This is a genomic window from Agrobacterium sp. SORGH_AS_0440 (assembly GCF_031453135.1).
GTDB classification, from domain to species: Bacteria; Pseudomonadota; Alphaproteobacteria; order Rhizobiales; family Rhizobiaceae; genus Agrobacterium; species Agrobacterium pusense.
In genome coordinates this window covers 2491051-2517557 of sequence record NZ_JAVIYR010000002.1, presented here as the reverse complement: position 1 = coordinate 2517557, position 26507 = coordinate 2491051, and the positions used below count along the sequence as shown (strand labels likewise).

General features: G+C 59.6%; 23 protein-coding genes. 21 read left to right on the top strand and 2 right to left on the bottom strand.

Translation table 11 applies throughout. The features are described 5' to 3' along the window. Nucleotides 1-3 precede the first annotated feature (3 nt). The 14 genes from sdhA (at nt 4) to QE453_RS21470 (ending at nt 16198) form a co-directional block, all read left to right on the top strand. Nucleotides 4-1845, top strand: coding sequence for a succinate dehydrogenase flavoprotein subunit (sdhA, locus tag QE453_RS21535; protein ID WP_309777968.1), 1842 nt, complete (start codon nt 4-6; stop codon nt 1843-1845). A gap of 15 nt (nt 1846-1860) precedes the next feature. Beyond that, nucleotides 1861-2640: a succinate dehydrogenase iron-sulfur subunit gene (locus tag QE453_RS21530; RefSeq protein WP_149147125.1), complete on the top strand. Its 780-nt coding sequence runs from the start codon at nt 1861-1863 to the stop codon at nt 2638-2640. Between the two features lie 204 nt (nt 2641-2844). Beyond that, the gene (locus QE453_RS21525; protein WP_004443808.1) at nt 2845-3387 is read left to right on the top strand and encodes a protease inhibitor Inh/omp19 family protein; all 543 of its coding nucleotides are present in this window, start codon (nt 2845-2847) and stop codon (nt 3385-3387) included. A gap of 92 nt (nt 3388-3479) precedes the next feature. After that, on the top strand, nt 3480-4643 hold the full coding sequence (gene zapE / locus QE453_RS21520) for a cell division protein ZapE (protein WP_045533338.1): 1164 nt from the start codon (nt 3480-3482) through the stop codon (nt 4641-4643). Between the two features lie 178 nt (nt 4644-4821). Further along, nucleotides 4822-5784, top strand: a complete 963-nt coding sequence (gene mdh / locus QE453_RS21515; RefSeq protein ID WP_004443804.1) for a malate dehydrogenase — start codon at nt 4822-4824, stop codon at nt 5782-5784. Nucleotides 5785-5817: 33 nt separating this feature from the next. Beyond that, nucleotides 5818-7011 (top strand): ADP-forming succinate--CoA ligase subunit beta, encoded by a 1194-nt coding sequence (gene sucC / locus QE453_RS21510; protein ID WP_004443803.1) that lies wholly within the window; start codon nt 5818-5820, stop codon nt 7009-7011. A 17-nt stretch (nt 7012-7028) separates the two neighbouring features. Next, on the top strand, nt 7029-7931 hold the full coding sequence (gene sucD, locus QE453_RS21505) for a succinate--CoA ligase subunit alpha (protein ID WP_184288533.1): 903 nt from the start codon (nt 7029-7031) through the stop codon (nt 7929-7931). 176 nt (nt 7932-8107) lie between these two features. Beyond that, a complete protein-coding gene (locus QE453_RS21500) occupies nt 8108-11104 on the top strand; it encodes a 2-oxoglutarate dehydrogenase E1 component (protein ID WP_004443801.1) in 2997 nt (998 codons plus the stop codon). 53 nt (nt 11105-11157) lie between these two features. Next, nucleotides 11158-12384, top strand: coding sequence for a 2-oxoglutarate dehydrogenase complex dihydrolipoyllysine-residue succinyltransferase (gene odhB, locus QE453_RS21495; RefSeq protein ID WP_022556940.1), 1227 nt, complete (start codon nt 11158-11160; stop codon nt 12382-12384). A 70-nt stretch (nt 12385-12454) separates the two neighbouring features. Further along, complete coding sequence (locus tag QE453_RS21490; RefSeq protein WP_045533334.1) at nt 12455-12868, top strand: MAPEG family protein; 414 nt, start codon at nt 12455-12457, stop codon at nt 12866-12868. Between the two features lie 13 nt (nt 12869-12881). Next, a complete protein-coding gene (locus tag QE453_RS21485) occupies nt 12882-13523 on the top strand; it encodes a LysE family translocator (RefSeq protein ID WP_045533332.1) in 642 nt (213 codons plus the stop codon). Nucleotides 13524-13589: 66 nt separating this feature from the next. After that, nucleotides 13590-14996: a dihydrolipoyl dehydrogenase gene (gene lpdA / locus QE453_RS21480; RefSeq protein ID WP_309777960.1), complete on the top strand. Its 1407-nt coding sequence runs from the start codon at nt 13590-13592 to the stop codon at nt 14994-14996. Between the two features lie 127 nt (nt 14997-15123). Next, on the top strand, nt 15124-15624 hold the full coding sequence (locus QE453_RS21475; protein WP_113382044.1) for a cytochrome b: 501 nt from the start codon (nt 15124-15126) through the stop codon (nt 15622-15624). A gap of 79 nt (nt 15625-15703) precedes the next feature. Next, a complete protein-coding gene (locus tag QE453_RS21470; RefSeq protein ID WP_006698225.1) occupies nt 15704-16198 on the top strand; it encodes a DUF2867 domain-containing protein in 495 nt (164 codons plus the stop codon). Here QE453_RS21470 and QE453_RS21465 read toward each other — a convergent pair. Beyond that, on the bottom strand, nt 16176-17270 hold the full coding sequence (locus QE453_RS21465) for a TraB/GumN family protein (RefSeq protein ID WP_309777958.1): 1095 nt from the start codon (nt 17268-17270) through the stop codon (nt 16176-16178). The genes QE453_RS21470 and QE453_RS21465 overlap by 23 nt on opposite strands. A gap of 81 nt (nt 17271-17351) precedes the next feature. Beyond that, a complete protein-coding gene (locus QE453_RS21460; protein WP_081950522.1) occupies nt 17352-18299 on the bottom strand; it encodes a tyrosine recombinase XerC in 948 nt (315 codons plus the stop codon). Between the two features lie 121 nt (nt 18300-18420). Here QE453_RS21460 and QE453_RS21455 point away from each other — a divergent pair, with 121 nt between their 5' ends. The 7 genes from QE453_RS21455 (at nt 18421) to QE453_RS21425 (ending at nt 26390) form a co-directional block, all read left to right on the top strand. Continuing rightward, a complete protein-coding gene (locus QE453_RS21455) occupies nt 18421-20637 on the top strand; it encodes a primosomal protein N' (protein WP_037090323.1) in 2217 nt (738 codons plus the stop codon). 81 nt (nt 20638-20718) lie between these two features. Continuing rightward, nucleotides 20719-21105, top strand: coding sequence for a phage infection protein (locus tag QE453_RS21450; protein ID WP_309777956.1), 387 nt, complete (start codon nt 20719-20721; stop codon nt 21103-21105). Between the two features lie 261 nt (nt 21106-21366). Further along, the gene (locus tag QE453_RS21445) at nt 21367-21933 is read left to right on the top strand and encodes a F0F1 ATP synthase subunit delta (RefSeq protein ID WP_004443773.1); all 567 of its coding nucleotides are present in this window, start codon (nt 21367-21369) and stop codon (nt 21931-21933) included. Beyond that, complete coding sequence (gene atpA / locus QE453_RS21440; RefSeq protein WP_004443771.1) at nt 21933-23462, top strand: F0F1 ATP synthase subunit alpha; 1530 nt, start codon at nt 21933-21935, stop codon at nt 23460-23462. Before QE453_RS21445 ends, atpA begins: the two co-directional genes overlap by 1 nt. Before the next feature lie 31 nt (nt 23463-23493). Then, nucleotides 23494-24372: a F0F1 ATP synthase subunit gamma gene (locus QE453_RS21435; RefSeq protein ID WP_004443770.1), complete on the top strand. Its 879-nt coding sequence runs from the start codon at nt 23494-23496 to the stop codon at nt 24370-24372. 23 nt (nt 24373-24395) lie between these two features. Further along, nucleotides 24396-25850, top strand: coding sequence for a F0F1 ATP synthase subunit beta (atpD, locus tag QE453_RS21430; RefSeq protein WP_004443768.1), 1455 nt, complete (start codon nt 24396-24398; stop codon nt 25848-25850). Nucleotides 25851-25979: 129 nt separating this feature from the next. Then, nucleotides 25980-26390: a F0F1 ATP synthase subunit epsilon gene (locus tag QE453_RS21425; RefSeq protein ID WP_004443766.1), complete on the top strand. Its 411-nt coding sequence runs from the start codon at nt 25980-25982 to the stop codon at nt 26388-26390. The last annotated feature ends 117 nt before the right edge of the window (nt 26391-26507 follow it).

Sequence of the window (26507 nt, the reverse complement as noted above, 5' to 3'; positions counted from 1 at the left end):
GTCATGGCTTCGATCAGTTCACCTTCCCAGAATGGCAAGGCCTACACCTATGTCGATCACTCCTATGACGTGATCGTGGTGGGCGCCGGCGGCGCCGGTCTGCGCGCTACACTCGGCATGGCCGAACAGGGTTTCAAGACCGCCTGCATCACCAAGGTTTTCCCGACGCGCTCCCACACCGTCGCAGCGCAGGGCGGCATCGCCGCATCGCTCACCAATATGACGCCCGACTGTTGGCAGTGGCACCTTTACGACACCGTAAAGGGCTCCGACTGGCTGGGCGATGTCGACGCCATGCAATATCTCGCCATGGAAGCGCCGAAGGCGGTCTATGAGCTGGAGCATTACGGCGTGCCTTTCTCGCGTAACGAAGAAGGCAAGATCTACCAGCGCCCCTTCGGCGGCCACATGCAGAATTACGGCGAAGGCCCACCGGTGCAGCGCACCTGTGCCGCCGCCGACCGTACCGGTCACGCCATTCTGCACACGCTTTATGGCCAGTCGCTGCGCAACAATGCGGAATTCTTCATCGAATATTTCGCGCTCGACCTCATCATGGCGCCGGATGGCCGCTGCACTGGCGTCGTTGCCTGGAACCTCGATGACGGCACGATCCACCGCTTCGCTGCCAAGATGGTGGTTCTGGCGACCGGCGGTTACGGCCGCGCCTATTTCTCGGCGACGTCTGCCCACACCTGCACCGGCGACGGCGGCGGCATGATCGCCCGTGCGGGCCTGCCGCTTCAGGACATGGAATTCGTGCAGTTCCACCCGACCGGTATTTATGGCGCGGGCTGCCTCATCACTGAGGGCGCGCGCGGCGAAGGCGGCTATCTCGTCAACTCCGAAGGCGAACGCTTCATGGAGCGTTATGCACCTTCGGCGAAAGACCTTGCCTCGCGTGACGTTGTCTCGCGCTGCATGACGATGGAAATCCGTGAAGGCCGCGGCGTCGGCAAGAACAAGGACCACATCTTCCTGCATCTCGATCATCTCGATCCGGCGATCCTGCATGAGCGTCTTCCGGGCATCTCCGAAAGCGCCAAGATTTTCGCCGGCGTTGACGTGACCCGCGAGCCGATCCCGGTCCTGCCGACGGTTCACTACAACATGGGCGGCATTCCGACCAATTATTGGGGTGAAGTGCTGAATGCCGATGCCAACAACCCGGAACGCATCGCGCCCGGCCTGATGGCGGTCGGCGAAGCCGGTTGCGCCTCGGTTCACGGCGCCAACCGTCTTGGCTCCAACTCGCTGATCGACCTTGTGGTCTTCGGTCGTGCCGCCGCGATCCGCGCCGCTCAGGTCATCAATCGTGACGAGGCGATTCCCGCTCTCGATACGGCTGCCTGCGACAGGATCATGGAACGCTTTGACAGCCTGCGTTATGCCAACGGCTCGACGCCGACGGCGGTGCTGCGCGACAAGATGCAGCGCGCCATGCAGGACGATGCGGCCGTGTTCCGCACGCAGGAATCGCTCGAAAGCGGCTGCCGCCGTCTCTCGGCGATCTGGAAGGAACTGCCCGACGTCAAGGTCACCGACCGTTCGATGGTCTGGAATTCCGACCTGGTCGAAACGCTCGAGTTGCATAACCTCATGGCCAATGCCATCACCACGGTCTACGGCGCGGAAGCGCGCAAGGAAAGCCGTGGTTCGCATGCCCGCGAGGATTTCGTCGACGGTCCGTTCGGTGGTCGCGACGACGTGAACTGGCGCAAGCATACGCTTGCCTGGGTCGGCCCCGAAGGCGACGTGAAGCTCGACTATCGCCCGGTTCACACCGACCTGATCGCCGACGGCATCGATCCGAAAAAGATCGAGCCGAAGGCGCGTGTCTACTGATTTGAGGAACTTGATATGGTTGAACTTGCTCTCCCCAAGAATTCCCAGATCAGCGAAGGCAAGGTCTGGCCGAAGCCGGATGGTGCCAAGAATGTGCGCGAATACCGCGTCTATCGCTGGAACCCGGATGACGGACAGAACCCGCGCATCGACACTTTCTATATTGATGTCGATGATTGCGGACCGATGGTTCTCGATGCGCTTCTTTACATCAAGAACAACATCGACCCGACGCTGACGCTACGCCGCTCCTGCCGCGAAGGCATCTGCGGTTCCTGCGCGATGAACATCGACGGCACCAATACGCTCGCCTGCACCAAGGGCATGGACGAGATCAACGGCACGGTGAAGGTTTATCCGCTGCCGCATATGCCTGTCGTGAAGGACCTTGTTCCTGACCTGTCGAACTTCTACGCCCAGCACCGCTCGATCGAACCCTGGCTGAAGACGGTTTCGCCCACACCCGCCAAGGAATGGAAGCAGAGCCATGAGGATCGCCTGAAGCTGGACGGTCTTTATGAGTGCATTCTCTGCGCCTGCTGCTCCACGTCCTGTCCCAGCTACTGGTGGAATGGCGACCGTTATCTGGGTCCGGCCGTTCTGCTGCAGGCCTATCGCTGGCTGATCGACAGCCGCGATGAGGCGACCGGCGAGCGTCTCGACAATCTCGAGGACCCGTTCCGTCTCTATCGCTGCCATACGATCATGAACTGCGCGCAGGCTTGCCCGAAGGGCTTGAACCCGGCCAAGGCGATTGCGGAAATCAAGAAGATGATGGTTGAGCGCCGCGTCTGAGGACGAATCGCCTACCACAGAGATTTATCGGGCCGCGGTCTCGACCGTGGCCCTTTTTTCAACCCGGCGTGGGAAAATTCGGTAAAAATTGACCGAAATGGTAATTATCCCGGCCATCGCTTGCGCAAGATAAGGCTTTGGTAATAATTCAGCCTTCTTGTTTGATCATCGTCTTTCCGGAAGCGAGAGAATCGGGAGCTTGATATGCAATTCAGATATGTGGTGACGGGCCTTGCGGTTGTGATGAGCCTTGCCGGTTGCCAACGTACCTCCTACGATTACAACAACAACGCCAGCAACAATCCCGGTTATACGCCGCCCCTGCAGGCGCAGCCGGTGCCCTCCGTTCAGTCTGGCGCCCTGCCGCCGCCCGGTGGTGCCAACGGCAGCCAGTTCCCGTCGGCGCCTGCTTCGGCGACACCCGGCGGCACCAATGTTGCATCCGCTGCTCCACCGGCAACAGCTCTCGATGTGACCAAGGAATCCATGGTCGGCAACTGGCGCGTTTCTAATGGCGGGGCCAATTGCGATATGTTCCTGACGCTCACCAATCTGGGCAGCGGATCGCGTGGCGGCACGCGTGGTTGCTCCGGCGAGCTGACGGCGATGGGGTCCTGGGAAGTATCCGGCAAGATGGTCGTCTTCAAGAATCGCTCGGGTGACACTATCGGCCGCGTCTACAAGAGCGCAGACGCACGCTTCGACGGCACGACCAATAGCGGGCAGCCGCTCAGCCTCAGCCGATGAGTCGTTCCGGTGCAGCCGGAACGTTCATTCTGCTCTAAGCCATTCCATTCGTCGCGGGTTCTGTGCTGCATCCGCGACCGGGGCGTCTTTTCATGAAGCCATTGCCTGATTACAATCATAGTGTCGTTGAACAGCTCAACGCATTGACGGCAGCTGGCACCTTGCAGGCCGATGCCGCCCAGCTTGGTGTGGCGGCCCATCTCGACAGAATTCTCGCCGATCTGAAGGCCCGCAAGCCTGCCAAGAAGAAGAGCGCGCTCGGCTGGATGTTCGCACGCAAGGCCGGTCCAGCAACGACGGTGAAAGGGCTTTATGTCTATGGCAGCGTCGGCCGCGGCAAGACGATGCTAATGGACATGTTTTACGAAATGGCGCCCGTTTCTTCCAAGCGGCGTTGCCATTTTCATGAATTCATGGCGGATGTGCATAATCGTGTGCATGCGCACCGGCAGAAGCTGAAGAATGGCGAGACCAAACAGGCCGATCCGATTCCGCCTGTCGCCGCCCAGCTTCTGGCGGAGGCCGAACTCCTGTGTTTCGATGAATTCACCGTGACGGATATTGCTGATGCGATGATCCTCGCGCGGCTATTCAGCGAGCTCTTCGCCAATGGCTGCACATTGGTGACGACCTCCAATGTCGTTCCGGACAATCTCTACAAGGATGGTCTCAATCGCGGCCTGTTCCTGCCCTTTGTCGAGCTGCTGAAGAAGCATGTGGAGGTGGTGACGCTGGACAGTCCCACCGATTATCGGATGGAGAAGCTGGAAAGCCTGCCGGTCTATGTGACGCCCCTTGATGGCGCGGCCGATCAGGCGATGGATATGGCGTGGCGGCACATGACCGGCGGGCACCTTGTTGCGCCAACCGAGATACCCATGAAGGGTCGTTCCATCCTGGTGCCGCGCGCTAGCGGTCGAGTGGCGCGTTTTTCCTTTTCCGACCTTTGCGAGAAGCCGCTCGGCGCTTCCGATTTCCTGGCCATCGCCAATCGTTTCGACACGGTCTTCATCGACCACATTCCATTTTTGAACGCGGACAAACGGAACGAAACCAAGCGTTTCATCATCCTCATCGACGCGCTTTATGATCACAGCGTCAGGCTGTTCGCGTCGGCGGCAGCGATGCCGGAAGAGCTGCTCGGCAAACGCAAGGGGACGGAAGGTTTCGAGTTCGATCGCACCGCCTCGCGTCTGTTTGAAATGCGTAGCGCCGATTATCTGGCGCTTCATCAAGAAAAACGGCAGAAAGTTTGACACTTTCGTGACGCATTTTCTTACGTTTACGTAAGAAAATATTGATCTAAACGATTGAAAATACTCAGCAGAAAAGAATCTGTTGCCTATTTTGGCCAATGGGTCTAATCGGAGTGCGACAATTTGGCTGCCGGTTTGGCGCGGTGAAATTGAATTGAAGCTCAAGAGGAAGCATTCGATGGCTCGCAAAAAGATTGCACTTATTGGTTCTGGCATGATCGGCGGCACGCTGGCGCATCTGGCCAGCCTGAAGGAACTGGGCGATATCGTCCTCTTCGATATTGCTGACGGCATCCCGCAGGGCAAGGGCCTGGATATTGCCCAGTCCGGCCCGGTTGAAGGCTTCAATGCAAAGCTCACCGGCGCATCCGATTACGCTGCCATCGAAGGCGCTGACGTGTGCATCGTCACCGCTGGTGTTGCCCGCAAGCCCGGCATGAGCCGCGACGATCTTCTCGGCATCAACCTCAAGGTCATGGAACAGGTCGGCGCCGGCATCAAAAAATACGCGCCGAACGCTTTCGTCATCTGCATCACCAATCCGCTCGACGCCATGGTCTGGGCGCTGCAGAAGTTCTCCGGCCTGCCGAAGAACAAGGTCGTCGGCATGGCCGGCGTTCTCGACAGCGCGCGTTTCCGCCTCTTCCTCGCCGAAGAGTTCAACGTTTCGGTTGAAGACGTCACCGCCTTCGTTCTCGGCGGCCACGGCGACACCATGGTGCCGCTCGCCCGTTACTCCACCGTTGCTGGCGTTCCGCTGACCGATCTCGTAAAGATGGGCTGGCTGACGGCCGAGCGTCTCGAAGAGATCATCCAGCGCACCCGTGACGGCGGCGCCGAAATCGTTGGTCTCTTGAAGACCGGCTCGGCCTATTACGCCCCGGCTGCCTCGGCAATCGAGATGGCTGAATCCTACCTCAAGGACAAGAAGCGCGTTCTGCCCGCCGCTGCCCACCTTTCGGGCCAGTATGGCGTAGACGACATGTATGTCGGCGTTCCCACCATCATCGGTGCAGGCGGTATCGAGCGCATCATCGAGATCGAACTCAACAAGGAAGAAGAAGCTGCCTTCCAGAAGTCCGTCGGCGCTGTCGCTGGTCTCTGCGAAGCCTGCATCAACATCGCTCCGTCGCTGAAGTAACAACTTCAAGCGGTTCCAAACAGGGATTATTCCATGAATATTCACGAATATCAGGCCAAGGCTCTTCTGAAGGGCTACGGCGCGCCGGTTGCCGAAGGCGTTGCCATTCTCAAGGTCGAAGAAGCCGAAGCTGCCGCAAAGCAGCTTCCGGGCCCGCTCTATGTCGTCAAGAGCCAGATCCATGCTGGCGGCCGCGGCAAGGGCAAGTTCAAGGAACTCGGCCCGGACGCCAAGGGCGGCGTTCGTCTGGCCAAGTCCATTGAAGAAGTCGTTTCCCACGCCAAGGACATGCTCGGCAACACGCTGGTAACGGCGCAGACGGGCGATGCCGGCAAGCAGGTCAACCGTCTCTATATCGAAGACGGCGCTGATATCGCTCGCGAACTCTATTGCTCGCTGTTGGTAGACCGTTCGGTCGGCCAGGTTGCCTTCGTGGTTTCCACTGAAGGCGGCATGGACATCGAAGCCGTCGCCCACGACACGCCTGAAAAGATCCACACCATCGCCATCAACCCTGAAAAGGGCGTTTCCGATGCCGACGTTGCTGCGATCTCCAAGGCGCTTGAGCTTGACGGCGTTGCAGCCGAAGATGCCAAGTCGCTCTTCCCGATCCTTTACAAGGCCTTCAGCGAGAAGGACATGGCTCTCCTCGAGATCAACCCGCTGATCGTCATGGAAAATGGCCATCTGCGCGTTCTCGACGCCAAGGTTTCCTTCGACGGCAACGCCATGTTCCGCCATGACGACGTCAAGGCGCTGCGCGACGAAACCGAAGAAGACGCCAAGGAAATCGAAGCCTCCAAGTGGGACCTCGCTTACGTCGCCCTCGACGGCAACATCGGCTGCATGGTCAACGGCGCAGGTCTTGCCATGGCCACCATGGACATCATCAAGCTTTACGGCAAGGAGCCGGCAAATTTCTGCGACGTCGGCGGCGGCGCCGGCAAGGAGAAGGTTGCGGCAGCTTTCAAGATCATCACTGCCGACCCGAAGGTCGAGGGCATCCTCGTCAACATCTTCGGTGGCATCATGAAGTGCGACGTTATCGCCGAGGGCGTTATCGCCGCGGTGAAGGAAGTCGGTCTGCAGGTTCCGCTCGTTGTTCGCCTCGAAGGCACCAACGTCGAACTTGGCAAGAAGCTTCTGAATGAATCGGGCCTTGCGATTACGGCTGCTGACGATCTGGACGACGCAGCCAAGAAGATCGTCGCGGCGATCAACGGCTAATTGAGGGACCGGAAATAATGTCTATTCTCGTTAATAAAGACACCAAGATCCTCGTTCAGGGTCTGACCGGCAAGACCGGTACCTTCCACACCGAACAGGCGCTTGCCTATTACGGCACGCAGATGGTCGGCGGCATTCATCCGAAGAAGGGTGGCGAAACCTGGACCGGTTCCAAGGGCGAAACCCTGCCGATCTTCGCAACGGTTGCCGAAGCCAAGGAAAAGACCGGTGCAGATGCATCCGTGATCTATGTTCCGCCGGCAGGTGCAGCAGACGCGATCATCGAAGCCATCGATGCGGAAATTCCGTTCATCACCTGCATCACCGAAGGCATCCCGGTCATGGACATGGTCCGCGTCAAGGCTCGCCTCGACCGTTCGAAGTCCCGCCTGCTCGGCCCGAACTGCCCCGGCATCCTGACGCCGGAAGAATGCAAGATCGGCATCATGCCGGGCTCTATCTTCCGCAAGGGTTCGGTCGGTATCGTTTCGCGCTCCGGCACGCTGACCTATGAAGCCGTGTTCCAGACGTCCAACGAAGGCCTCGGCCAGACGACGGCTGTCGGCATCGGCGGCGACCCGGTCAAGGGCACCGAGTTCATCGACGTCTTGGAAATGTTCCTCGCTGACGACGCCACGCAGTCGATCATCATGATCGGCGAAATTGGCGGTTCAGCTGAAGAAGATGCGGCGCAGTTCCTGATTGACGAAGCCAAGAAGGGCCGCAAGAAGCCGATGGCCGGCTTCATCGCGGGTCGTACGGCTCCGAAGGGCCGCACCATGGGCCACGCCGGCGCTGTCGTTTCCGGCGGCAAGGGCGATGCAGAATCCAAGATCGCTGCCATGGAAGCAGCGGACATCAAGGTTTCGCCTTCCCCGGCGCGACTCGGCAAGACGCTGGTTGAAGTCCTCAAGGGCTGAGACCACATGAAACCGGTAACGGGCGGCGCGGCTTCAAGCTCGCGCTGCCCGATGCCGCACGAAGACAAACAGACGGCATACCGCCTCGGCGGCAGACAGCAATAATCAAAGCGGCAGGCCGGTCGAACGGCCCTAACGGCATCGAGGAGGCGGACGGACAAGTCCGCAAGAACACAATGGCAAGGCAAGAAGCGAACGAGCAGTTTCAGATCACGTCGTTTCTGGACGGCGCGAATGCAGCCTATATCGAGCAGCTCTATGCCCGGTACGAAGAGGACCCCTCTTCCGTGTCGCCGGAGTGGCAGAGCTTCTTCAAGGCACTGTCCGATAATCCGGAAGATGTGAAGAAGGCGGCCAAGGGCGCCTCCTGGAAGCGTGCCAACTGGCCGATCCCGGCAAATGGCGACCTGGTGTCCGCACTTGATGGCAACTGGGCCACGGTCGAAAAGGCCATTGAAAAGAAGGTTCAGGCAAAGGCTGAGGCCAAGAGCGCCGATACCGGCAAGCCGGTCAGCGAAGCCGAAGTGCTGCAGGCGACCCGTGACAGCGTTCGCGCCATCATGATGATCCGCGCCTACCGCATGCGCGGCCACCTGCATGCCAAGCTCGATCCACTCGGTATTGCCGTTGCCGTCGAGGACTATAACGAGCTTTCGCCGAAGTCCTACGGCTTTGAAGAAAGCGATTACGACCGCAAGATTTTCATCGATAACGTGCTCGGCCTCGAATATGCGACCGTGCGCGAGATGATCGATATTCTGGAGCGCACCTATTGCTCCACTATCGGCGTCGAATTCATGCACATGTCCAGCCCGGAAGAGAAGGCCTGGATTCAGGAGCGCATCGAAGGTCCGGACAAGGGCGTTGCCTTCACGGCCGAAGGCAAGAAGGCCATTCTGTCAAAGCTGGTCGAAGCCGAAGGTTATGAGCAGTTCCTCGACGTGCGTTTCAAGGGCACCAAGCGTTTCGGCCTCGATGGCGGCGAATCGCTGATCCCGGCGCTCGAGCAGATCATCAAGCGCGGCGGCCAGGAAGGTCTCGAAGAAGTCGTTCTCGGCATGGCTCACCGCGGCCGCCTGAACGTTCTGACCAACGTCATGGGCAAGCCGCACCGCGCCGTATTCCACGAGTTCAAGGGTGGTTCGTTCAAGCCCGACGACGTCGAAGGTTCGGGTGACGTGAAGTATCACCTCGGTGCCTCCTCGGACCGCGAGTTCGACGGCAACAAGGTTCACCTGTCGCTGACGGCCAACCCGTCGCATCTTGAAATCGTCAACCCTGTCGTCATGGGCAAGGCCCGTGCCAAGCAGGACCAGCTGGCCAAGGTGTGGGAAGGCGATGTCATTCCGCTTTCCGAGCGCGCCAAGGTTCTGCCGCTGCTTCTGCACGGCGATGCCGCTTTTGCGGGCCAGGGCGTGGTTGCTGAAATTCTCGGCCTCTCCGGCCTGCGCGGTCATCGCGTTGCCGGTACCATGCACTTCATCATCAACAACCAGATCGGCTTTACGACGAACCCGGCCTTCTCCCGTTCGTCGCCCTATCCGTCCGACGTCGCCAAGATGATCGAAGCGCCGATCTTCCACGTCAACGGTGACGATCCGGAAGCTGTGACCTATGCGGCCAAGGTTGCCACCGAATACCGCATGAAGTTCCACAAGCCCGTCGTCGTGGACATGTTCTGCTACCGCCGCTTCGGCCACAACGAAGGCGACGAGCCGGCGTTCACGCAGCCGAAGATGTACAAGGTCATCCGCGGCCACAAGACCGTCGCGCGCATCTATGCCGACCGTCTGATCGCCGAAGGCCTGCTCAGCGAAGGCGAATTCGAAAAGATGAAGGCCGACTGGCGCGCCCATCTCGAGCAGGAATTCGAGGCGGGGCAGTCCTACAAGCCGAACAAGGCCGACTGGCTGGACGGTCAGTGGTCCGGCCTGCGTGCCGCCGACAATGCGGATGAGCAGCGTCGCGGCAAGACCGGCGTGCCGATGAAGCAGCTGAAGGAAATCGGCAAGAAACTGTCGACCATTCCCGAGGGTTTCAACGCCCACCGAACGATCCAGCGTTTCATGGAAAACCGCTCGCAGATGGTCGAGACCGGCGAAGGCATCGATTGGGCGATGGCGGAAGCGCTTGCTTTCGGTTCGCTCGCCGTCGAAGGCCACAAGATCCGCCTCTCCGGTCAGGATTGCGAACGCGGCACCTTCTCGCAGCGCCATTCGGTTCTCTACGATCAGGAAACTGAAGAGCGTTACATCCCGCTCGCGAACCTCGCGCCGACGCAGGCCCGTTACGAAGTCATCAACTCGATGCTTTCGGAAGAAGCCGTGCTTGGTTTCGAATATGGCTACTCGCTCGCCCGTCCGAATGCGCTGACGCTCTGGGAAGCCCAGTTCGGCGACTTCGCCAACGGAGCACAGGTGGTGTTCGACCAGTTCATCTCGTCGGGTGAACGCAAGTGGCTGCGCATGTCCGGTCTGGTCTGCCTGCTGCCGCATGGTTACGAAGGCCAGGGTCCGGAACATTCGTCCGCCCGTCTGGAGCGCTGGCTGCAGATGTGCGCGGAAGACAACATGCAGGTTGCCAACTGCACGACGCCGGCAAACTATTTCCACATCCTGCGCCGCCAGGTGAAGCGCGACTTCCGCAAGCCGCTGATCCTGATGACGCCGAAGTCGCTGCTGCGTCACAAGCGCGCCACCTCTTCGCTGGCCGAGCTTGCAGGCGAGTCCTCCTTCCACCGTCTCCTGTGGGACGATGCTGAAGTCATCAAGGACGGCCCGATCAAGCTGCAGAAGGATTCGAAAATCCGCCGTGTCGTCATGTGCACGGGCAAGGTCTATTATGATCTGCTGGAAGAACGTGAGAAGCGCGGCATCGACGATATCTATCTGCTGCGTATCGAACAGCTCTATCCGTTCCCGGCCAAGGCGCTCATCAACGAACTGTCGCGTTTCCGCAATGCGGAGATGGTCTGGTGCCAGGAAGAGCCGAAGAACATGGGTGCGTGGTCGTTTATCGACCCTTACCTGGAATGGGTCCTGGCGCATATCGACGCCAAGTACCAGAAGGTCCGTTACACGGGCCGTCCGGCTGCCGCCTCTCCGGCGACCGGCCTGATGTCCAAGCATCTGGCGCAGCTTGCTGCGTTCCTGGAAGACGCGCTGGGAGAGTGAGAACTCTCCCGCATCGCCCCGCAAAAAAGACACCTGAATAACGGAACTAGATCATGGCCACTGAAATCCGCGTACCAACCCTCGGCGAATCCGTCAGCGAAGCGACCGTCGGCACCTGGTTCAAGAAGGTCGGCGACACCGTCAAGGCCGACGAACCTCTCGTTGAACTGGAAACCGACAAGGTTACCGTCGAAGTCCCGGCGCCTGCCTCTGGCGTTCTGACTGAAATCGTTGCGCAGAACGGCGAGACCGTTGGGCTCGACGCGCTTCTCGGCCAGATCGCCGAAGGTGCTGCCGGCGCTGCGACCTCCGCACCGGCTGCCGAACCGGCAAAGCCTGCTGCTGCCGCGGCCGCCGCTCCGGCTCCCGCTGCTTCTGCCGCCAGCGCTATGCCGCCGGCACCTGCCGCTGGCAAGCTGCTTGCTGAAAACAACCTGTCTGCCGATCAGGTCGACGGTTCCGGCAAGCGTGGCCAGGTGCTGAAGGGCGATGTGCTCGCTGCTGTCGCCAAGGGCGTTTCGGCTCCGGCCGCTCCGGCTCCTGCTGCTGCACCGCGTCCGGTTTCCGCCGAACAGGATCAGGTTCGCGAAGAGCGTGTGAAGATGACGCGCCTGCGTCAGACCATCGCCAAGCGCCTCAAGGACGCGCAGAACACCGCCGCCATGCTCACCACTTACAACGAAGTGGACATGAGCGCGGTTATGGACCTGCGTAACCGTTACAAGGACGTGTTCGAGAAAAAGCATGGCGTCAAGCTCGGCTTCATGGGCTTCTTCACCAAGGCCGTGACCCACGCGCTGAAGGAACTGCCTGCCGTCAACGCCGAAATCGACGGCACGGACATCATCTACAAGAACTATTGTCACGTCGGCATGGCTGTCGGCACGGACAAGGGTCTTGTCGTTCCGGTCATCCGCGATGCCGACCAGCTTTCCATCGCCGGCGTCGAAAAGGAACTCGGCCGTCTTGCGAAGGCGGCGCGCGATGGTTCGCTCGGCATGGCCGACATGCAGGGCGGCACCTTCACCATCACCAATGGTGGCGTTTACGGCTCGCTGATGTCTTCGCCGATCCTCAACGCACCGCAGTCGGGTATTCTCGGCATGCACAAGATCCAGGAGCGTCCGGTCGCCATCGGCGGGCAGGTCGTCATTCGCCCGATGATGTATCTGGCGCTCTCCTACGATCACCGTATCGTTGACGGCAAGGAAGCCGTGACCTTCCTCGTTCGCGTCAAGGAAAGCCTCGAGGATCCGGAACGTCTGGTTCTTGATCTCTAATCGCTCTTGCTTTTCGTTTCAGCGGGGCTTCAAGTGAAGCCCCGCTGAAAGACTAACAGGGAGAGCAGACGTGCAGCCGACATTTCTAGCCGCTTCGCCTTTTTTGCCGCTTGTCGGTCTGAGCGTTCTTCTCCTCGTCGTGCACGTCATGTTGCAGGGGATGACGGCGACCAAGGAATTCGGGCTTGAATGGAATGCCGGCCCGAGGGATGGCAGCCGAGAGCCGGAGGGCAGGCTTTCCGGCCGTGCCTCACGCGCGTCTGCGAATTTCCGGGAAACATATCCGGCTTTTCTGGCGCTCGCTTTCGGGGTCATCATGGCGGGTGATCCTGCCGGTCTGGCGCTCACTGGCGCCTGGATCTGGCTGATCTGCCGGGTGATCTATATTCCGCTCTATCTGGCGGGCATCCCCTATATACGGTCTTTCGTCTGGCTGGGGTCGATGCTCGGCCTGGCGCTCATGTTTGTCGTGCTGATGTTCTGAAGGCTGCTTTACGATGCATCAATATCTCATCGAACTTGCATCCCTGATGGCGATTTTCTCCTTCGCGATCGTGTCGCCTGGCGCCGATCTCGCCATGGTCATGCGTCAGGCGATGGTGCATGGGCGCAAGCAGGCCATCATCACCAGCTTCGGCGTCGGGACATCGCTGATGTTCCATGTCACCTATACGATCCTCGGCCTTGGCCTGATCATTTCCCAATCGATCTATCTCTTCAACATCGTCAAATGGCTGGGTGTCGCCTATCTGATCTATATCGGCATCAAGGCGCTGCGCGCTGGCAAGACCGAATTGCCCGCTGCCGAAGGTGAAGGCGTTCAGGCGAAAAGCAGTCAGACGGCGCTGAAGGCGTTTACGCTCGGTTTTGCGGCCAATGCGCTCAACCCCAAGCCGGTGTTTTTCTTTCTGTCGATCTTTTCGACGGTGGTTCACGCCCACACGCCGGTGGCCGTCAAATTCGGATACGGTCTCGTCATGGCAAGCTGCCTCATCCTTTGGTTCGTTGGCGTCAGCCTCTTCATGACGACACCACGGATGCGCGCCGCGTTTCAGCGCGCCAGCCAATGGATCGACCGCACCAGCGGGGTGGTCTTCATCGCCCTCGGTATAAAACTCGCAACGGAAAAAGCGGCCTGAGTTTCAGGTCAAATGGAAGCTGGGCAATGATCCGATATCTTGCCCCTATAAAGCAGGAACCAGAACATGGCATATGATGTAGTTGTAATCGGCACCGGCCCCGGCGGTTATGTTTGCGCGGTCAAGGCGGCGCAGCTGGGCCTCAAGGTCGCTGTCATCGAAAAGCGCGCGACCTATGGCGGCACCTGCCTCAATGTCGGCTGCATTCCCTCCAAGGCGCTGCTGCACGCGTCCGAAACCTTCGCGCATGTTGCCCATGGTGTCGACTCGCTCGGCATCGAAGTTCCAGCGCCCAAGCTGAACCTTGAAAAGATGATGGGTCACAAGGACGGCGTGGTGAAGGCCAATGTCGATGGCGTTTCCTTCCTGTTCAAGAAGAACAAGATCGATGCTTTCCAGGGCACCGGCAAGGTTGTGTCGGCCGGCAAGGTTTCCGTCACCAACGACAAGGGCGAGACACAGGAAATCGAAGCAAAGAATATCGTCATTGCCACGGGTTCTGACGTTGCCGGCATTCCGGGTGTTCAGGTTGATATCGATGAAAGCGTCATCGTGTCCTCCACCGGCGCAATCGCTCTCTCCAAGGTTCCGGAAAAGCTGATCGTTGTCGGCGGCGGCGTCATCGGCCTTGAACTCGGTTCGGTCTGGTCGCGTCTTGGCTCCAAGGTTACCGTCGTCGAATATCTCGACAACATTCTCGGCGGCATGGATGCCGAAGTTTCCAAGCAGGCGCAGCGTCTGCTCGCCAAGCAGGGCCTCGATTTCAAGCTCGGCGCAAAGGTAACGGCTGTTGAAAAAACCGCTGCCGGCGCCAAGGTCGTGTTCGAGCCGGTCAAGGGCGGCGCTGCCGAAACGCTGGAAGCAAACGTCGTGCTGATCTCCACCGGCCGCAAGCCCTACACCGAAGGTCTCGGCCTTGCCGAAGCTGGTGTCGTGCTTGACAGCCGTGGCCGCGTTGAAATCGACGGCCACTACAAGACCAATGTCGATGGCATCTATGCGATCGGCGACGTGGTGAAGGGCCCGATGCTGGCGCACAAGGCGGAAGACGAGGGTGTTGCGCTTGCGGAAATCCTTGCCGGCCAGCGCGGTCACGTGAATTACGACGTCATTCCGGCAGTCGTCTATACGCAGCCGGAAGTGGCTTCCGTCGGCAAGACCGAAGAGGAACTCAAGGCCGCCGGCGTCGCTTACAAGGTTGGCAAGTTCCCCTTCACCGCCAATGGCCGCGCCCGCGCCATGCAGGTGACGGATGGTTTCGTGAAGATCCTTGCCGACAAGGAAACCGACCGGGTTCTCGGCGGTCACATTGTCGGCTTCGGCGCTGGCGAAATGATCCACGAGATCACCGTACTGATGGAATTTGGCGGTTCCTCGGAAGATCTCGGCCGCACCTGCCATGCGCACCCGACCATGTCGGAAGCCGTGAAGGAAGCGGCGCTGGCAACGTTCTTCAAGCCGATCCACATGTGATCGGCGTTTGAGCCCGACGCTCGAATATTAAATTTCCGTCATCTGCTGAACCCCGGCTTGCCATGCAGGCCGGGGTTTCTCATACTCGCGCTAAAGCCTGTCTAACCTTTTGATAAAAGGCAATAAAATGGCGCATTCCACTCAAGTTTCCTTCTCCATTCCGCAGCGTGTCATCCATTGGACAATGGCGCTTCTGATTTTCTTCAACCTCTTGTTTCCCGATGCCATGGCCCATGCCTACCGGCTGATGCGGCGGGGTGAAACATTGACGCCAGATCAGATTTCTTCTGCCAATATCCATGCCTATGTCGGCTTCGCCGTGCTGTTTCTTGCGGTACTGCGCTTCTGTCTGCGGCTGATCCAGGGCGTTCCGCCACATCCGCCTGAGGAGCCGCGTGTCGCGCAGATTGCCGCCAAGGTGGCGCATTTTACGCTTTACGCGCTGTTCTTCATCCTGCCACTCTCTGGCATCGCCGCCTATTACTTTGGGGTGAGCGCGGCAGGGGAGCTACACTCCGGCCCGTTCAAGGTGCTGATGTGGGTTTTGATCGCGGGCCATGTCGCGGCTGTCCTTGTTCATCAGTTCTATTGGCGCACCAATCTCCTCCGGCGCATGACACACGGCTGAGCGGCGGTTTGTCACGTTCCCCCCGCCGCGTAAAAACGGCATGTTTCCCTTGCTGCAAAGGAGCGGCTGGGGATCAAAGATGCCAAATATTGAAGATATATTGCCAGGTGCCGATTGGTACGATTGCTTTCAGGGTGAATTGACAACGCCTGTAACGTCCTCGCTCGATGTGAGCAGGCTTTTTCTGGAGCATCCTCCGGCATGGATCAGCGGCCTGATGTCGCTTCGAAACGGTATCGTTTCGATGGTCGGTTTAAAAACGGTCGAGCTGGCGGCGGGCAGTTCTGCGGGCGGGTTCCCGGTCATCACCTCCACGCCAGAGCGAACAGTCCTCGGCTTTGATGACCACCACCTCGATTTTCGCATCGTCATCGATCTCGAAGATGCGGCAGACCGCCAGCTGGCGAGCGTCACCACCATTGTCCGGCGCAAGAACCTGTTCGGTCGGTTTTATCTTCTTCTCGTTGGTCCGTTTCACCGCCGCATCGTGCCTGCGACGATGCGACCGTTCTGCGCCTCTATCCGGCCCGTCGAAACAGGAACTGTTCCGGTCACTCAACCCGCGTCAGCGTGAAGCCTTTCGCGCGCAGCAGTTCCACGAGGCCTCCTTCGCCCGGCAGGTGCAGCGCGCCGACGGCCATGAAGACATTACCCTTGGCAAGCTCATTGGTGGAGCGGTCCGCCATCACATGGTTGCGATCGGTGATGATGCGCTGTTCGAAAGCGGCATAGCCCTTATCGTTGTCGGCGGCCTTCTTGGGATCCAGACTTTTCAGCATCGGCATGGTCATGCCGATGTCGCCCGCGACGTAAAGATCGGTCATGGTCGTCATCACGTCATCCATGCGGTCGCCGAGCTCAAGCGTTTCGATAAGCGCCTGCAGATGAAATTCCATCGGCAGTTCGGACATTGCGGTCAGTTGTTCGACCATTGTCTCCAGCCCGACGAGGCGCTTTCCGTTCGCAACCGCATCTTCGGCAAGCTTCTTGTCGAGAAAGGAAAGGCCCGTTGCCTTGCGGGCAAACTCGCAGGCGGGAAGGGCAACGAAGCTCGAGAGCATCCAGGGCTTCATGCGCGACACGGCATTGAGTGGAATGCCGCGCTCCTTCAGTCCCTTTTCGAGGCGCGCGACATTGTCGGGCGGCAGGATGTCGGTGATCGATTTGCCGTCCAGAAACATGGTGAGTTCGGGCTTGCCCAGCAGGGATGCCGCTATTTTCTTGTCATCAAGGATCTCGTCCGATTCCACGATGACAGTCGCTGCCTTCTCAAAGGCGGGGCTGGCGGCGGCCGGCATCTCCAGAACGCGCGGATCGGTCACATGCATGGTGCCGAGAAGATAGGATGGGGCCGTACCTGTCTTTTCGATGCGCCAGAAATTGCCCTTGCCGTTCGGGATCGCTGCCGCTTCCTGTTCGATCTTGGCGAAGGCTTCAGGATCGGTCTTGCGCATCTCAACGAGAATGTCGCTGCCCGCGCAGGTGATCGTCTGCTCGGCGGCTTCCGCCTGGCTGAGCGACAGTAGAGTCACGAGCAGGATGGCAACGGCGGTGACATGCAGGGCGGCCAGCAGCCAGAGCAGCGCGTCGCCAGTCTTGCCCATCAGGGTGGCGGTGAGATTTTGAGGCTTTATCAGGCTGTGCATCGGTCCAATCCGGTTCTTGTTCGCTTATAGAACGGCGGTTTGGACGTCTGGTTAATGCCTATGGTTAACCATTTTTCTGCTTCATGCGCGAGGGTGCGCGTTGTCGTAGATTTCAAGCAATCTTGCCGTATCCACCCCGGTATAGACCTGTGTGGTGGAGAGGCTGGCATGGCCGAGCAGTTCCTGAATGGTGCGCAGATCCCCACCGCCGGCCAGAAGATGGGTGGCGAAGGAATGGCGCAACGCATGCGGGGTGGCGTTTTCCGGCAGGCCGAAAGCGCCGCGCAGCTTCTGCATTTCACGCTGGATGATGGCAGGCTGAAGCTTGCCGCCGCGTGCCCCGAGGAACATCGGTTCGTCCGCCGACATGGCATAGGGGCAGAGCTTTTTGTATGTATCGACCGCTTCCGTCACCACTGCGAGCAGCGGCACGATCCGCGTCTTGTTGCCCTTGCCGGTGATGCGCAGGCTGCGCGCGCCGGGTGGGAAATCGGCGGGAGTAAGACCCAGTGCCTCGGAAATGCGCAGGCCACAGCCGTAAAGCAGCGACAGGACCGCAGCGTTGCGGGCGGCAATCCAGGGTTCTTCGTTCAACTGTGCCTCGGCCGTGGTGATCTTCAGCGCCTGACGGTCGGTCAGCGGCTTCGGCAGCGATTTCGGCTGTTTTGGCGCGCGCATTGCGGTGGCGCCGGCCGCATTGACGAGTCCCTTTTTCTGAAGGTGGTGCAGTAGCGAGCGCAGGCCCGCCAGATGCCGCCCAAGCGACCGCGCGCCGGCGCCCTCCTTGCGTCTATTGGCCAGAAAGGCGCGAAGATCAACCGGGCGCAGATCGGCAATATCGCTTATGGAGGCTGGTTTGCCGATGTAGCCGGTCAGGAACGCCAGGAACTGACGCGTATCGCGCTCATAGGCCTCGACGGTGTTGTCGGAGAGGCGGCGCTCGCCTGCAAGCGCCGTCAGCCAGGCTTGGCGCTCGGCGAGCAGATCGGGTTCGGCAAATGTCAGGATTTCGGTCACGCGGCGCTCCATTCCACAATTCGAAACTATGCGCTTATGGTCAGCATTTAGTTAAGAGGTGGACTTTGCGTGGTGCGCCCACTACATCCGGGCGGTTTCCTTTTTCCTGTCGCCGGGGCATGGTCGCCACATCATGGCAAAAGATTCGTCCGATCTGTTTGGGGCTCTGTTCGACCCGCCGTCGCCCACGCGCACGGTGCCCGTTCTTGTGCCCATGCCGGCGCCCGGGCCCTATAGCTACGCTGTGCCTGAAGATATGGTGGTGGAAACTGGTTCCGTCGTTCAGGTGCCGCTTGGCCCCCGGCAGGTGTTCGGCGTGGTGTGGGACGAAACCGGAGAGAAAGCTGTCGATCCGAAGAAGTTGCGGCCCATTACCAAGAGTTTCGAGTGCCCGCCCATGAAGACGGAAATGCGCCGCTTCGTGGACTGGGTCGCCGCCTATACGCTTTCTCCGCCCGGCCTCGTGGCACGCATGGCGTTGCGTGCGCCCGCCGCTTTCGATCCCGAACCGATGATCGAGGGGCTGCGGCTGACCGAAGGTAGGCCGGAGCGCCTGACCCCCGCCCGCGAACGGGTGATGGAGCTGGCGGCCGAAGCGCACGGCTGGACGAAGAGCGGGCTTGCCCACGCTGCAGGTGTTTCGACAAGCGTCATCGACGGGCTTGTCAAACAGGGCGTGTTCGAGACGATATTCCTGCCCGCGCCGCCAGTGGTGCCCGAGCCTGACCCCGATTATGTCGAGCCGCGTCTGGAAGGCCCTCAGAGACAGGCGGCATCGGAGATTCTCGAGGATGTGCGCAAGGGTGGATTTCATGTTTCCCTGATCGATGGCGTGACCGGCTCCGGCAAGACCGAGGTCTATTTCGAGGCCGTGGCCGAGACGCTCAGGCAAGGCAAGCAGGTCCTCATCCTGCTGCCCGAAATCGCGTTGACGGCGGCGTTTCTGGAGCGTTTCCAGGATCGTTTCGGCGCCAAGCCGGCCGAATGGCATTCGGACCTGTCGCCGCGTATGCGCGAAAAGGTCTGGCGGCAGGCAGTGACCGGCGAGGTGAAGGTGGTGGCTGGGGCACGTTCGGCGCTTTTCCTGCCGTTCGACAATCTTGGTCTTATTATTGTCGATGAGGAGCACGACCCCGCTTACAAGCAGGAAGATCGTGTCTTCTATAATGCCCGCGACATGGCGGTGGTGAGGGCGCGTATCGCCGAATTCCCCGTCGTGCTGGTTTCGGCCACGCCTTCGGTGGAAAGCCAAGTCAACGGCAGTTCGGGGCGTTACAACACCATTCACCTGCATACGCGTTTCGGCGATGCGGCAATGCCCGATCTGCATCTTGTCGATATGCGCCGCCATCCGCCGGAAAGGGGAGGGTTTCTGTCACCCGTTCTGCTGCGCGGAATCGGCAAGACGATCGAGAAGGGCGAGCAGGCGCTGCTGTTCCTCAATCGACGCGGTTATGCGCCGCTGACGCTGTGCCGCGTCTGCGGCCATCGTTTTCAGTGCCCACAATGTTCCAGCTGGCTGGTGGAGCATCGTTTCCGCAATCAGTTGCAGTGCCATCAGTGCGGCCATAACGAGCCGACGCCCGACCATTGCCCGGAATGCGGCACCTTCGATCATCTCGTGGCCTGCGGGCCGGGGGTTGAGCGCATCGCCGAAGAGGTGGAGAAACATTTCCCCGATGCCCGCACCATCGTGCTCTCTTCCGATCTCATGGGCGTCAAGCGGTTGCGGTTGGAGCTGGAGGCGATCGTCAAAGGCGAGGCGGATATCGTCATCGGCACGCAGCTCGTCGCCAAGGGGCATAACTTCCCGCTGATGACGCTCGTTGGCATCGTCGATGCCGATCTCGGCCTTGCCAATGGCGACCCGCGTGCGGCGGAGCGAACCTTCCAGCTGCTTTCGCAGGTGACGGGTCGCGCCGGACGGACGGGGCGCAAGAGTCATGGCCTGCTCCAGACCTATCAGCCGCAGCATCCGGTTATGCAGGCGATCGTCTCCGGTGACGCCTCGGCCTTTTACGAGAGGGAGATCGTGGAGCGCGAAAAGGCTGTCCTGCCGCCCTTCGGACGGCTTGCCTCGATCATCGTATCAGCCGATACGCGCGCAGAGGCGGAGACACATGCGCGTGGATTGCGGGCTGCGGCCCCGCAGGTAACCGGCATCATGCTGCTTGGCCCGGCGGAAGCGCCGCTCGCGCTCATCCGCGGCCGCCATCGCTTCCGGTTGCTGGTGCACGGGCGACGCAACTCCGACATGCAATCGTTCCTGCGAACGCTTCTGGCAAATGGCCCTAAAGAGCGCGGCAGCGTGCATGTTCAGCTGGATATCGATCCGCAAAGTTTCCTTTGAACTTTAGCAAAGAAGGGCTTTTTCCTGCTGTCATGACCGTGTCATAACGCCAGCGGGAAACAGAATGATTTGGGGAACGATATGGAGTTTTATTTTCCGACCGAGTTCGGCGAACAATTGGCCTTCGGCGCGGCGGTGGTGTCAGCCGTCATAGGCCTTTTTTTTATGTTTGCACCCGGCTTGACGCTTCGCGCTTTCGGTCTGCTGCCCGCCGGCGAACGCCGGGATGGCTATGCGCTGGTGCGCTCGTCGCTTGCCGGCTTTTATCTGGGCCTCGGCGCCGCCGCCCTGCTTCTCGCCCAGCCCATGGTCTATCTCGCCTTCGGTGCGGCATTCGGCCTCAGCGTCTTCGGCGGGATACTCTCCATCCTCTCGGATGGTGGCGCAAGCATCCGGAATCTCTTACTTCTGGTTGTGCACTTTCTGCTCGCCGCATTCTCGTTGAGCTACGTCTTCGGCCTGGTCTGAAGCCGGCTTTTTGGCTTTTGCACCTCACAGACGCTTGATCCTGAGCGAAATCGGAAAATTAAAACGCATTCCCCCTTGCCCAAACGGCGCTTTCCGCTATTACGCGTGTTGCGAGTCCCGGCGTCCTATGCTAGACGGACCGCGAAATTGGGAAAAGGCAGGGGGGAATTCCGGTCTTTTTCGGGGAAATTGAAACGATTTCAAGAATTTGATGCGGTGGAGCCCCATCGCTGATGGTCTTGGACGATTAGCAGGGAAAAAGTGCCCGTGGCAGAGACCTCCCAGGGAACATCCGGTGTAGCGGAAAGGTATGCGTCGTCGCTTTTCGAGCTTGCTTTGGAAGCGGGTACGGTCGAAGCGGTTCAGGCCGAACTGGACAAGTTTGGCGCACTTCTCGACGAAAGTGACGATTTGAAGCGTCTGGTTGCGAGCCCGGTGTTCTCCGCCGAGGACCAGTTCAAGGCAATCACCGCTATTTGCGAAAAGGCCGGCATCACCGGTCTTGCGCTGAATTTCCTCAAGGTTGTTGCGAATAACCGCCGTCTCTTCGCCGTTCCCGGCATGATCCGCGCCTACCGCACCATTGCTGCCGCCCACCGCGGCGAAATTACCGCCGAGGTCACCTCGGCACATGCGCTCGACGAGGCGCAGGAAACTGAACTGAAGGCGGCGCTGAAGAGCGTTACCGGCAAGGATGTGGCGGTTTCCGTTACCGTCGATCCCTCGATCCTCGGTGGTCTGATCGTCAAGGTCGGCTCCCGCCAGATCGATACGTCTCTTCGCACCAAACTTTCCACCCTTAAGCTTGCACTGAAAGAGGTTGGCTGATGGATATCCGCGCCGCGGAAATTTCCGCAATTCTGAAAGATCAAATCAAAAATTTCGGCAACGAGGCGGAAGTCTCGGAAGTCGGCCAGGTGCTTTCCGTCGGTGACGGTATTGCTCGCGTTTACGGTCTCGACAATGTTCAGGCTGGTGAAATGGTCGAGTTTCCGGGCGGCATCCGCGGCATGGCGCTCAACCTCGAAGCCGACAATGTCGGTGTGGTTATCTTCGGTTCCGACCGTGACATCAAGGAAGGCGACACCGTAAAGCGGACTGGCGCTATCGTTGACGTTCCCGTTGGTCCGGAACTGCTCGGCCGCGTCGTTGACGCGCTCGGTAACCCGATCGACGGCAAGGGCCCGATCAACGCCGCCAAGCGTTCGCGCGTTGACGTCAAGGCTCCCGGCATCATTCCGCGCAAGTCGGTTCACGAGCCGATGTCGACCGGCCTCAAGGCCATCGATGCGCTCATCCCGGTTGGTCGCGGCCAGCGCGAGCTTGTCATCGGCGACCGCCAGACCGGCAAAACCGCAATTATTCTCGACACGATCCTGAACCAGAAGGCCATTCACGACAATGGTCCTGACGGCGACAAGCTTTATTGCGTCTACGTCGCTATCGGTCAGAAGCGTTCGACCGTCGCCCAGTTCGTGAAGGTTCTGGAAGAGCGCGGCGCGCTGCAGTACTCGATCATCGTTGCTGCGACCGCTTCCGATCCGGCTCCGATGCAGTACCTGGCACCGTTTGCCGGTTGCGCCATGGGCGAATACTTCCGCGACAACGGCAAGCACGCCCTCATCGGTTACGACGACCTTTCCAAGCAGGCCGTTGCTTACCGTCAGATGTCGCTTCTGCTGCGCCGTCCTCCGGGCCGCGAAGCTTATCCGGGCGACGTTTTCTACCTCCACTCCCGTCTTCTCGAGCGCGCTGCAAAGCTCTCCGACGAAATGGGCGCCGGCTCGCTGACAGCTCTGCCTGTCATCGAAACCCAGGGTAACGACGTTTCGGCCTTTATTCCGACCAACGTGATCTCGATCACCGACGGCCAGATCTTCCTTGAAACCGACCTGTTCTATCAGGGTATCCGTCCGGCTGTTAACGTCGGTCTGTCGGTTTCGCGCGTTGGCTCTGCCGCCCAGATCAAGGCGATGAAGCAGGTTGCCGGCTCGATCAAGGGTGAACTCGCCCAGTATCGCGAAATGGCCGCCTTCGCCCAGTTCGGTTCGGACCTCGATGCCTCGACGCAGCGCCTGCTGAACCGCGGTGCACGCCTGACCGAACTCCTGAAGCAGCCGCAGTTCTCGCCGCTCAAGACGGAAGAACAGGTTGCGGTGATCTTCGCCGGCGTCAACGGTTACCTCGACAAGGTTCCGGTCGCACAGGTCGGCAAGTTCGAGCAGGGTCTGCTCTCCTACCTCCGGTCGGAAGGCAAGGCGATCCTCGACACCATCCGCACGGAAAAGGCTATCAGCGACGATACCAAGGGCAAGCTCAAGGGCGCTCTTGATAGCTTCGCCAAGTCTTTCTCTTAAATCAGGGCTCTTTTACTCGGACGGATAACGGATGCCTTCACTAAAGGATCTGAAAAACCGCATTGCCTCCGTAAAGGCGACGCAGAAGATTACCAAGGCGATGAAAATGGTCGCCGCGGCGAAGCTTCGGCGCGCCCAGGAAGCTGCGGAGGCCGCCCGGCCTTATTCTCAGCGCATGAGCGCCGTTCTTGCCAACATCGCGAATGCGGTCGAGGCGGACGTTGCTCCGGCGCTGATGACCGGCACCGGCAAGAACGACGTGCATCTGCTCGTCGTCTGCACGGCTGAGCGTGGTCTTTGCGGCGGTTTCAACTCGCAAATCGCCCGTTTTGCCCGCGATCACGCCCGCAAGCTGATTTCGGAAGGCAAGACGGTCAAGATCATCACGGTCGGCAAGAAGGGTTACGACGCCCTGCGTCGCGAATTTGCTGCCAACATCATCGAGCGCATCGAGCTGCGCGACGTGAAGAAGGTTGGTTTCGAAAATGCCGACCAGATCGCCAAGAAGGTGATCTCGCTCTTCAACGCCGGTGAGTTCGATGTCTGCACGCTGATCTATTCGGAATTCAAGTCCGTCATCAGCCAGATCCCGACCGGCCTGCAGCTCATTCCGGCCGCAACGCCTGTTGTGGAAGAGGATGCAGCAACGCAGAACGCCGTCTATGAATATGAGCCGGATGCGGCTTCTATTCTGGAAGACCTTATTCCGCGCAACATTTCGGTTCAGGTTTTCCGGGCTCTGCTCGAAAACGTTGCCGGTGAAATGGGCGCCAAGATGAGCGCGATGGATAACGCAACGCGCAATGCCGGTGAGATGATCAACAAGCTGACGCTGTCCTACAACCGTCAGCGTCAGGCTCAGATCACCAAGGAACTCATTGAAATCATTTCGGGCGCGGAAGCGCTCTGAGGTAAGGAAAGAGGGTAAGGATAATGGCTAAGGCAGCTACCCCCAAGAAAACCGCAGCGGTGAACGGCGCGGGCAAGGTTACCCAGGTTATCGGCGCTGTTGTCGACGTGGCGTTCGAAGGCGAACTGCCTCCGATCCTGAACGCGCTCGAAACCGAGAACAACGGCAACCGCCTGGTTCTGGAAGTCGCGCAGCACCTCGGTGAAAACGTCGTTCGCACGATCGCCATGGACTCGACCGAAGGTCTGGTTCGCGGTCAGAGCGTTTCGAACACCGGCGCTCCGATTTCCGTTCCGGTTGGTCCGGAAACGCTCGGCCGTATCATGAACGTCATCGGCGAGCCGGTTGACGAAGCTGGTCCGATCGTGACCGCTTCCAAGCGAGCCATCCACCAGGACGCTCCTGCTTACGTCGAACAGTCGACCGAAGCACAGATCCTCGTCACCGGCATCAAGGTCGTCGACCTTCTGGCTCCTTACGCCAAGGGTGGTAAGATCGGCTTGTTCGGCGGCGCCGGCGTTGGCAAGACCGTTCTCATCATGGAACTCATCAACAACGTTGCCAAGGCACACGGCGGTTACTCGGTATTCGCCGGCGTTGGTGAGCGTACCCGTGAAGGTAACGACCTCTACCACGAAATGATCGAATCGAACGTCAACAAGCTCGGCGGCGGCGAAGGCTCCAAGGCTGCGCTGGTTTACGGCCAGATGAACGAACCGCCGGGCGCCCGCGCTCGCGTCGCTCTGACCGGTCTGACGATCGCTGAAAACTTCCGCGACGAAGGCCAGGACGTTCTGTTCTTCGTGGACAACATCTTCCGCTTCACGCAGGCTGGTTCGGAAGTGTCGGCTCTGCTCGGCCGTATTCCTTCGGCCGTGGGTTATCAGCCGACGCTGGCAACCGACATGGGCCAGATGCAGGAACGCATCACCACCACGACCAAGGGTTCGATCACCTCGGTTCAGGCCATTTACGTCCCCGCCGACGACTTGACCGACCCGGCTCCTGCTACCTCGTTCGCCCACCTGGACGCCACGACGGTTCTGTCGCGCTCGATCGCTGAAAAGGGTATCTATCCGGCCGTTGACCCGCTCGACTCCACCTCGCGCATGCTCGACCCGATGATCGTCGGCGAAGAACACTATGAAGTGGCTCGTAAGGTTCAGTCGACCCTGCAGCGCTACAAGGCTCTTCAGGACATCATCGCCATCCTCGGCATGGACGAACTGTCGGAAGAAGACAAGCTGACGGTTGCCCGCGCCCGTAAGATCGAGCGCTTCCTGTCGCAGCCGTTCTTCGTTGCCGAAGTCTTCACCGGTTCGCCGGGCAAGCTCGTTGCGCTCGAAGACACGATCAAGGGCTTCAAGGGCTTGGTCAACGGTGAATATGACAGCCTGCCGGAAGCTGCCTTCTACATGGTCGGTTCGATGGAAGAAGCCATTGAAAAGGCCAAGAAGCTGGCTGCCGAAGCTGCCTGATCAGAAATTGGCGGGCGCGTGGTTCAGCCGCGCGCCTTGCCGACAATGGTGGCGAAACCGATAAGGCTTTGTCGGCGTTGTAACAGACAAGTCCGTGACGCCCGCGTAATTGAAAAGAAGTGAATAGCCATGGCTGACAGTTTCAAATTCGATCTCGTTTCCCCGGAGCGTCTGCTCGTTTCCGAAACGGTTACGGAAGTCGTCATCCCGGCCACGCTGGGTGAAATGACCGTTCTGGCCAACCATGCGCCGACGATGACCACGATCAAGCCGGGTCTGGTAACGGTGAAGTTCGCTTCTGGTGAAACGCATAAATATGTCGTCTTCGGTGGCTTTGCGGATATTCTCCCGACCGGCTGCACGCTTCTTGCCGAATCCGCGGTTTCGGCCGATGACATGTCTCCCGACACGTTGCAGCGTCGCATCGATGCGGCCAAGGCCGAAATCGAAGAAGGCAATCATCACCACGAGCATCTGACGAAGCTTGAAAAGCACCTTTACGAACTGACGAACCTGCATGAGGTTCTCGTCGCTGCTTGAAAGCACCGGGCGGGTTCGAAAGAATGACTGCCCACAAAAAATCCGAACCAGAAAGCGGCCGTCTCGGTCGCTTTTTTTGTTTTGACCTGCTGCTTAACGGGTCAGCGGGTACGATTG

Excerpts from the sequence above, each read along its gene's own strand:
- sdhA (WP_309777968.1), top strand. The coding sequence starts at position 4 with ATGGCTTCGATCAGTTCACCTTCCCAGAATGGCAAGGCCTACACCTAT.
- QE453_RS21530 (WP_149147125.1), top strand. The coding sequence starts at position 1,861 with ATGGTTGAACTTGCTCTCCCCAAGAATTCCCAGATCAGCGAAGGCAAG.
- QE453_RS21525 (WP_004443808.1), top strand. The coding sequence starts at position 2,845 with ATGCAATTCAGATATGTGGTGACGGGCCTTGCGGTTGTGATGAGCCTT.
- zapE (WP_045533338.1), top strand. The coding sequence starts at position 3,480 with ATGAAGCCATTGCCTGATTACAATCATAGTGTCGTTGAACAGCTCAAC.
- mdh (WP_004443804.1), top strand. The coding sequence starts at position 4,822 with ATGGCTCGCAAAAAGATTGCACTTATTGGTTCTGGCATGATCGGCGGC.
- sucC (WP_004443803.1), top strand. The coding sequence starts at position 5,818 with ATGAATATTCACGAATATCAGGCCAAGGCTCTTCTGAAGGGCTACGGC.
- sucD (WP_184288533.1), top strand. The coding sequence starts at position 7,029 with ATGTCTATTCTCGTTAATAAAGACACCAAGATCCTCGTTCAGGGTCTG.
- QE453_RS21500 (WP_004443801.1), top strand. The coding sequence starts at position 8,108 with ATGGCAAGGCAAGAAGCGAACGAGCAGTTTCAGATCACGTCGTTTCTG.
- odhB (WP_022556940.1), top strand. The coding sequence starts at position 11,158 with ATGGCCACTGAAATCCGCGTACCAACCCTCGGCGAATCCGTCAGCGAA.
- QE453_RS21485 (WP_045533332.1), top strand. The coding sequence starts at position 12,882 with ATGCATCAATATCTCATCGAACTTGCATCCCTGATGGCGATTTTCTCC.
- lpdA (WP_309777960.1), top strand. The coding sequence starts at position 13,590 with ATGGCATATGATGTAGTTGTAATCGGCACCGGCCCCGGCGGTTATGTT.
- QE453_RS21475 (WP_113382044.1), top strand. The coding sequence starts at position 15,124 with ATGGCGCATTCCACTCAAGTTTCCTTCTCCATTCCGCAGCGTGTCATC.
- QE453_RS21470 (WP_006698225.1), top strand. The coding sequence starts at position 15,704 with ATGCCAAATATTGAAGATATATTGCCAGGTGCCGATTGGTACGATTGC.
- QE453_RS21465 (WP_309777958.1), bottom strand. The coding sequence starts at position 17,270 with ATGCACAGCCTGATAAAGCCTCAAAATCTCACCGCCACCCTGATGGGC.
- QE453_RS21460 (WP_081950522.1), bottom strand. The coding sequence starts at position 18,299 with ATGGAGCGCCGCGTGACCGAAATCCTGACATTTGCCGAACCCGATCTG.
- QE453_RS21455 (WP_037090323.1), top strand. The coding sequence starts at position 18,421 with ATGGCAAAAGATTCGTCCGATCTGTTTGGGGCTCTGTTCGACCCGCCG.
- QE453_RS21450 (WP_309777956.1), top strand. The coding sequence starts at position 20,719 with ATGGAGTTTTATTTTCCGACCGAGTTCGGCGAACAATTGGCCTTCGGC.
- atpA (WP_004443771.1), top strand. The coding sequence starts at position 21,933 with ATGGATATCCGCGCCGCGGAAATTTCCGCAATTCTGAAAGATCAAATC.
- QE453_RS21435 (WP_004443770.1), top strand. The coding sequence starts at position 23,494 with ATGCCTTCACTAAAGGATCTGAAAAACCGCATTGCCTCCGTAAAGGCG.
- atpD (WP_004443768.1), top strand. The coding sequence starts at position 24,396 with ATGGCTAAGGCAGCTACCCCCAAGAAAACCGCAGCGGTGAACGGCGCG.
- QE453_RS21425 (WP_004443766.1), top strand. The coding sequence starts at position 25,980 with ATGGCTGACAGTTTCAAATTCGATCTCGTTTCCCCGGAGCGTCTGCTC.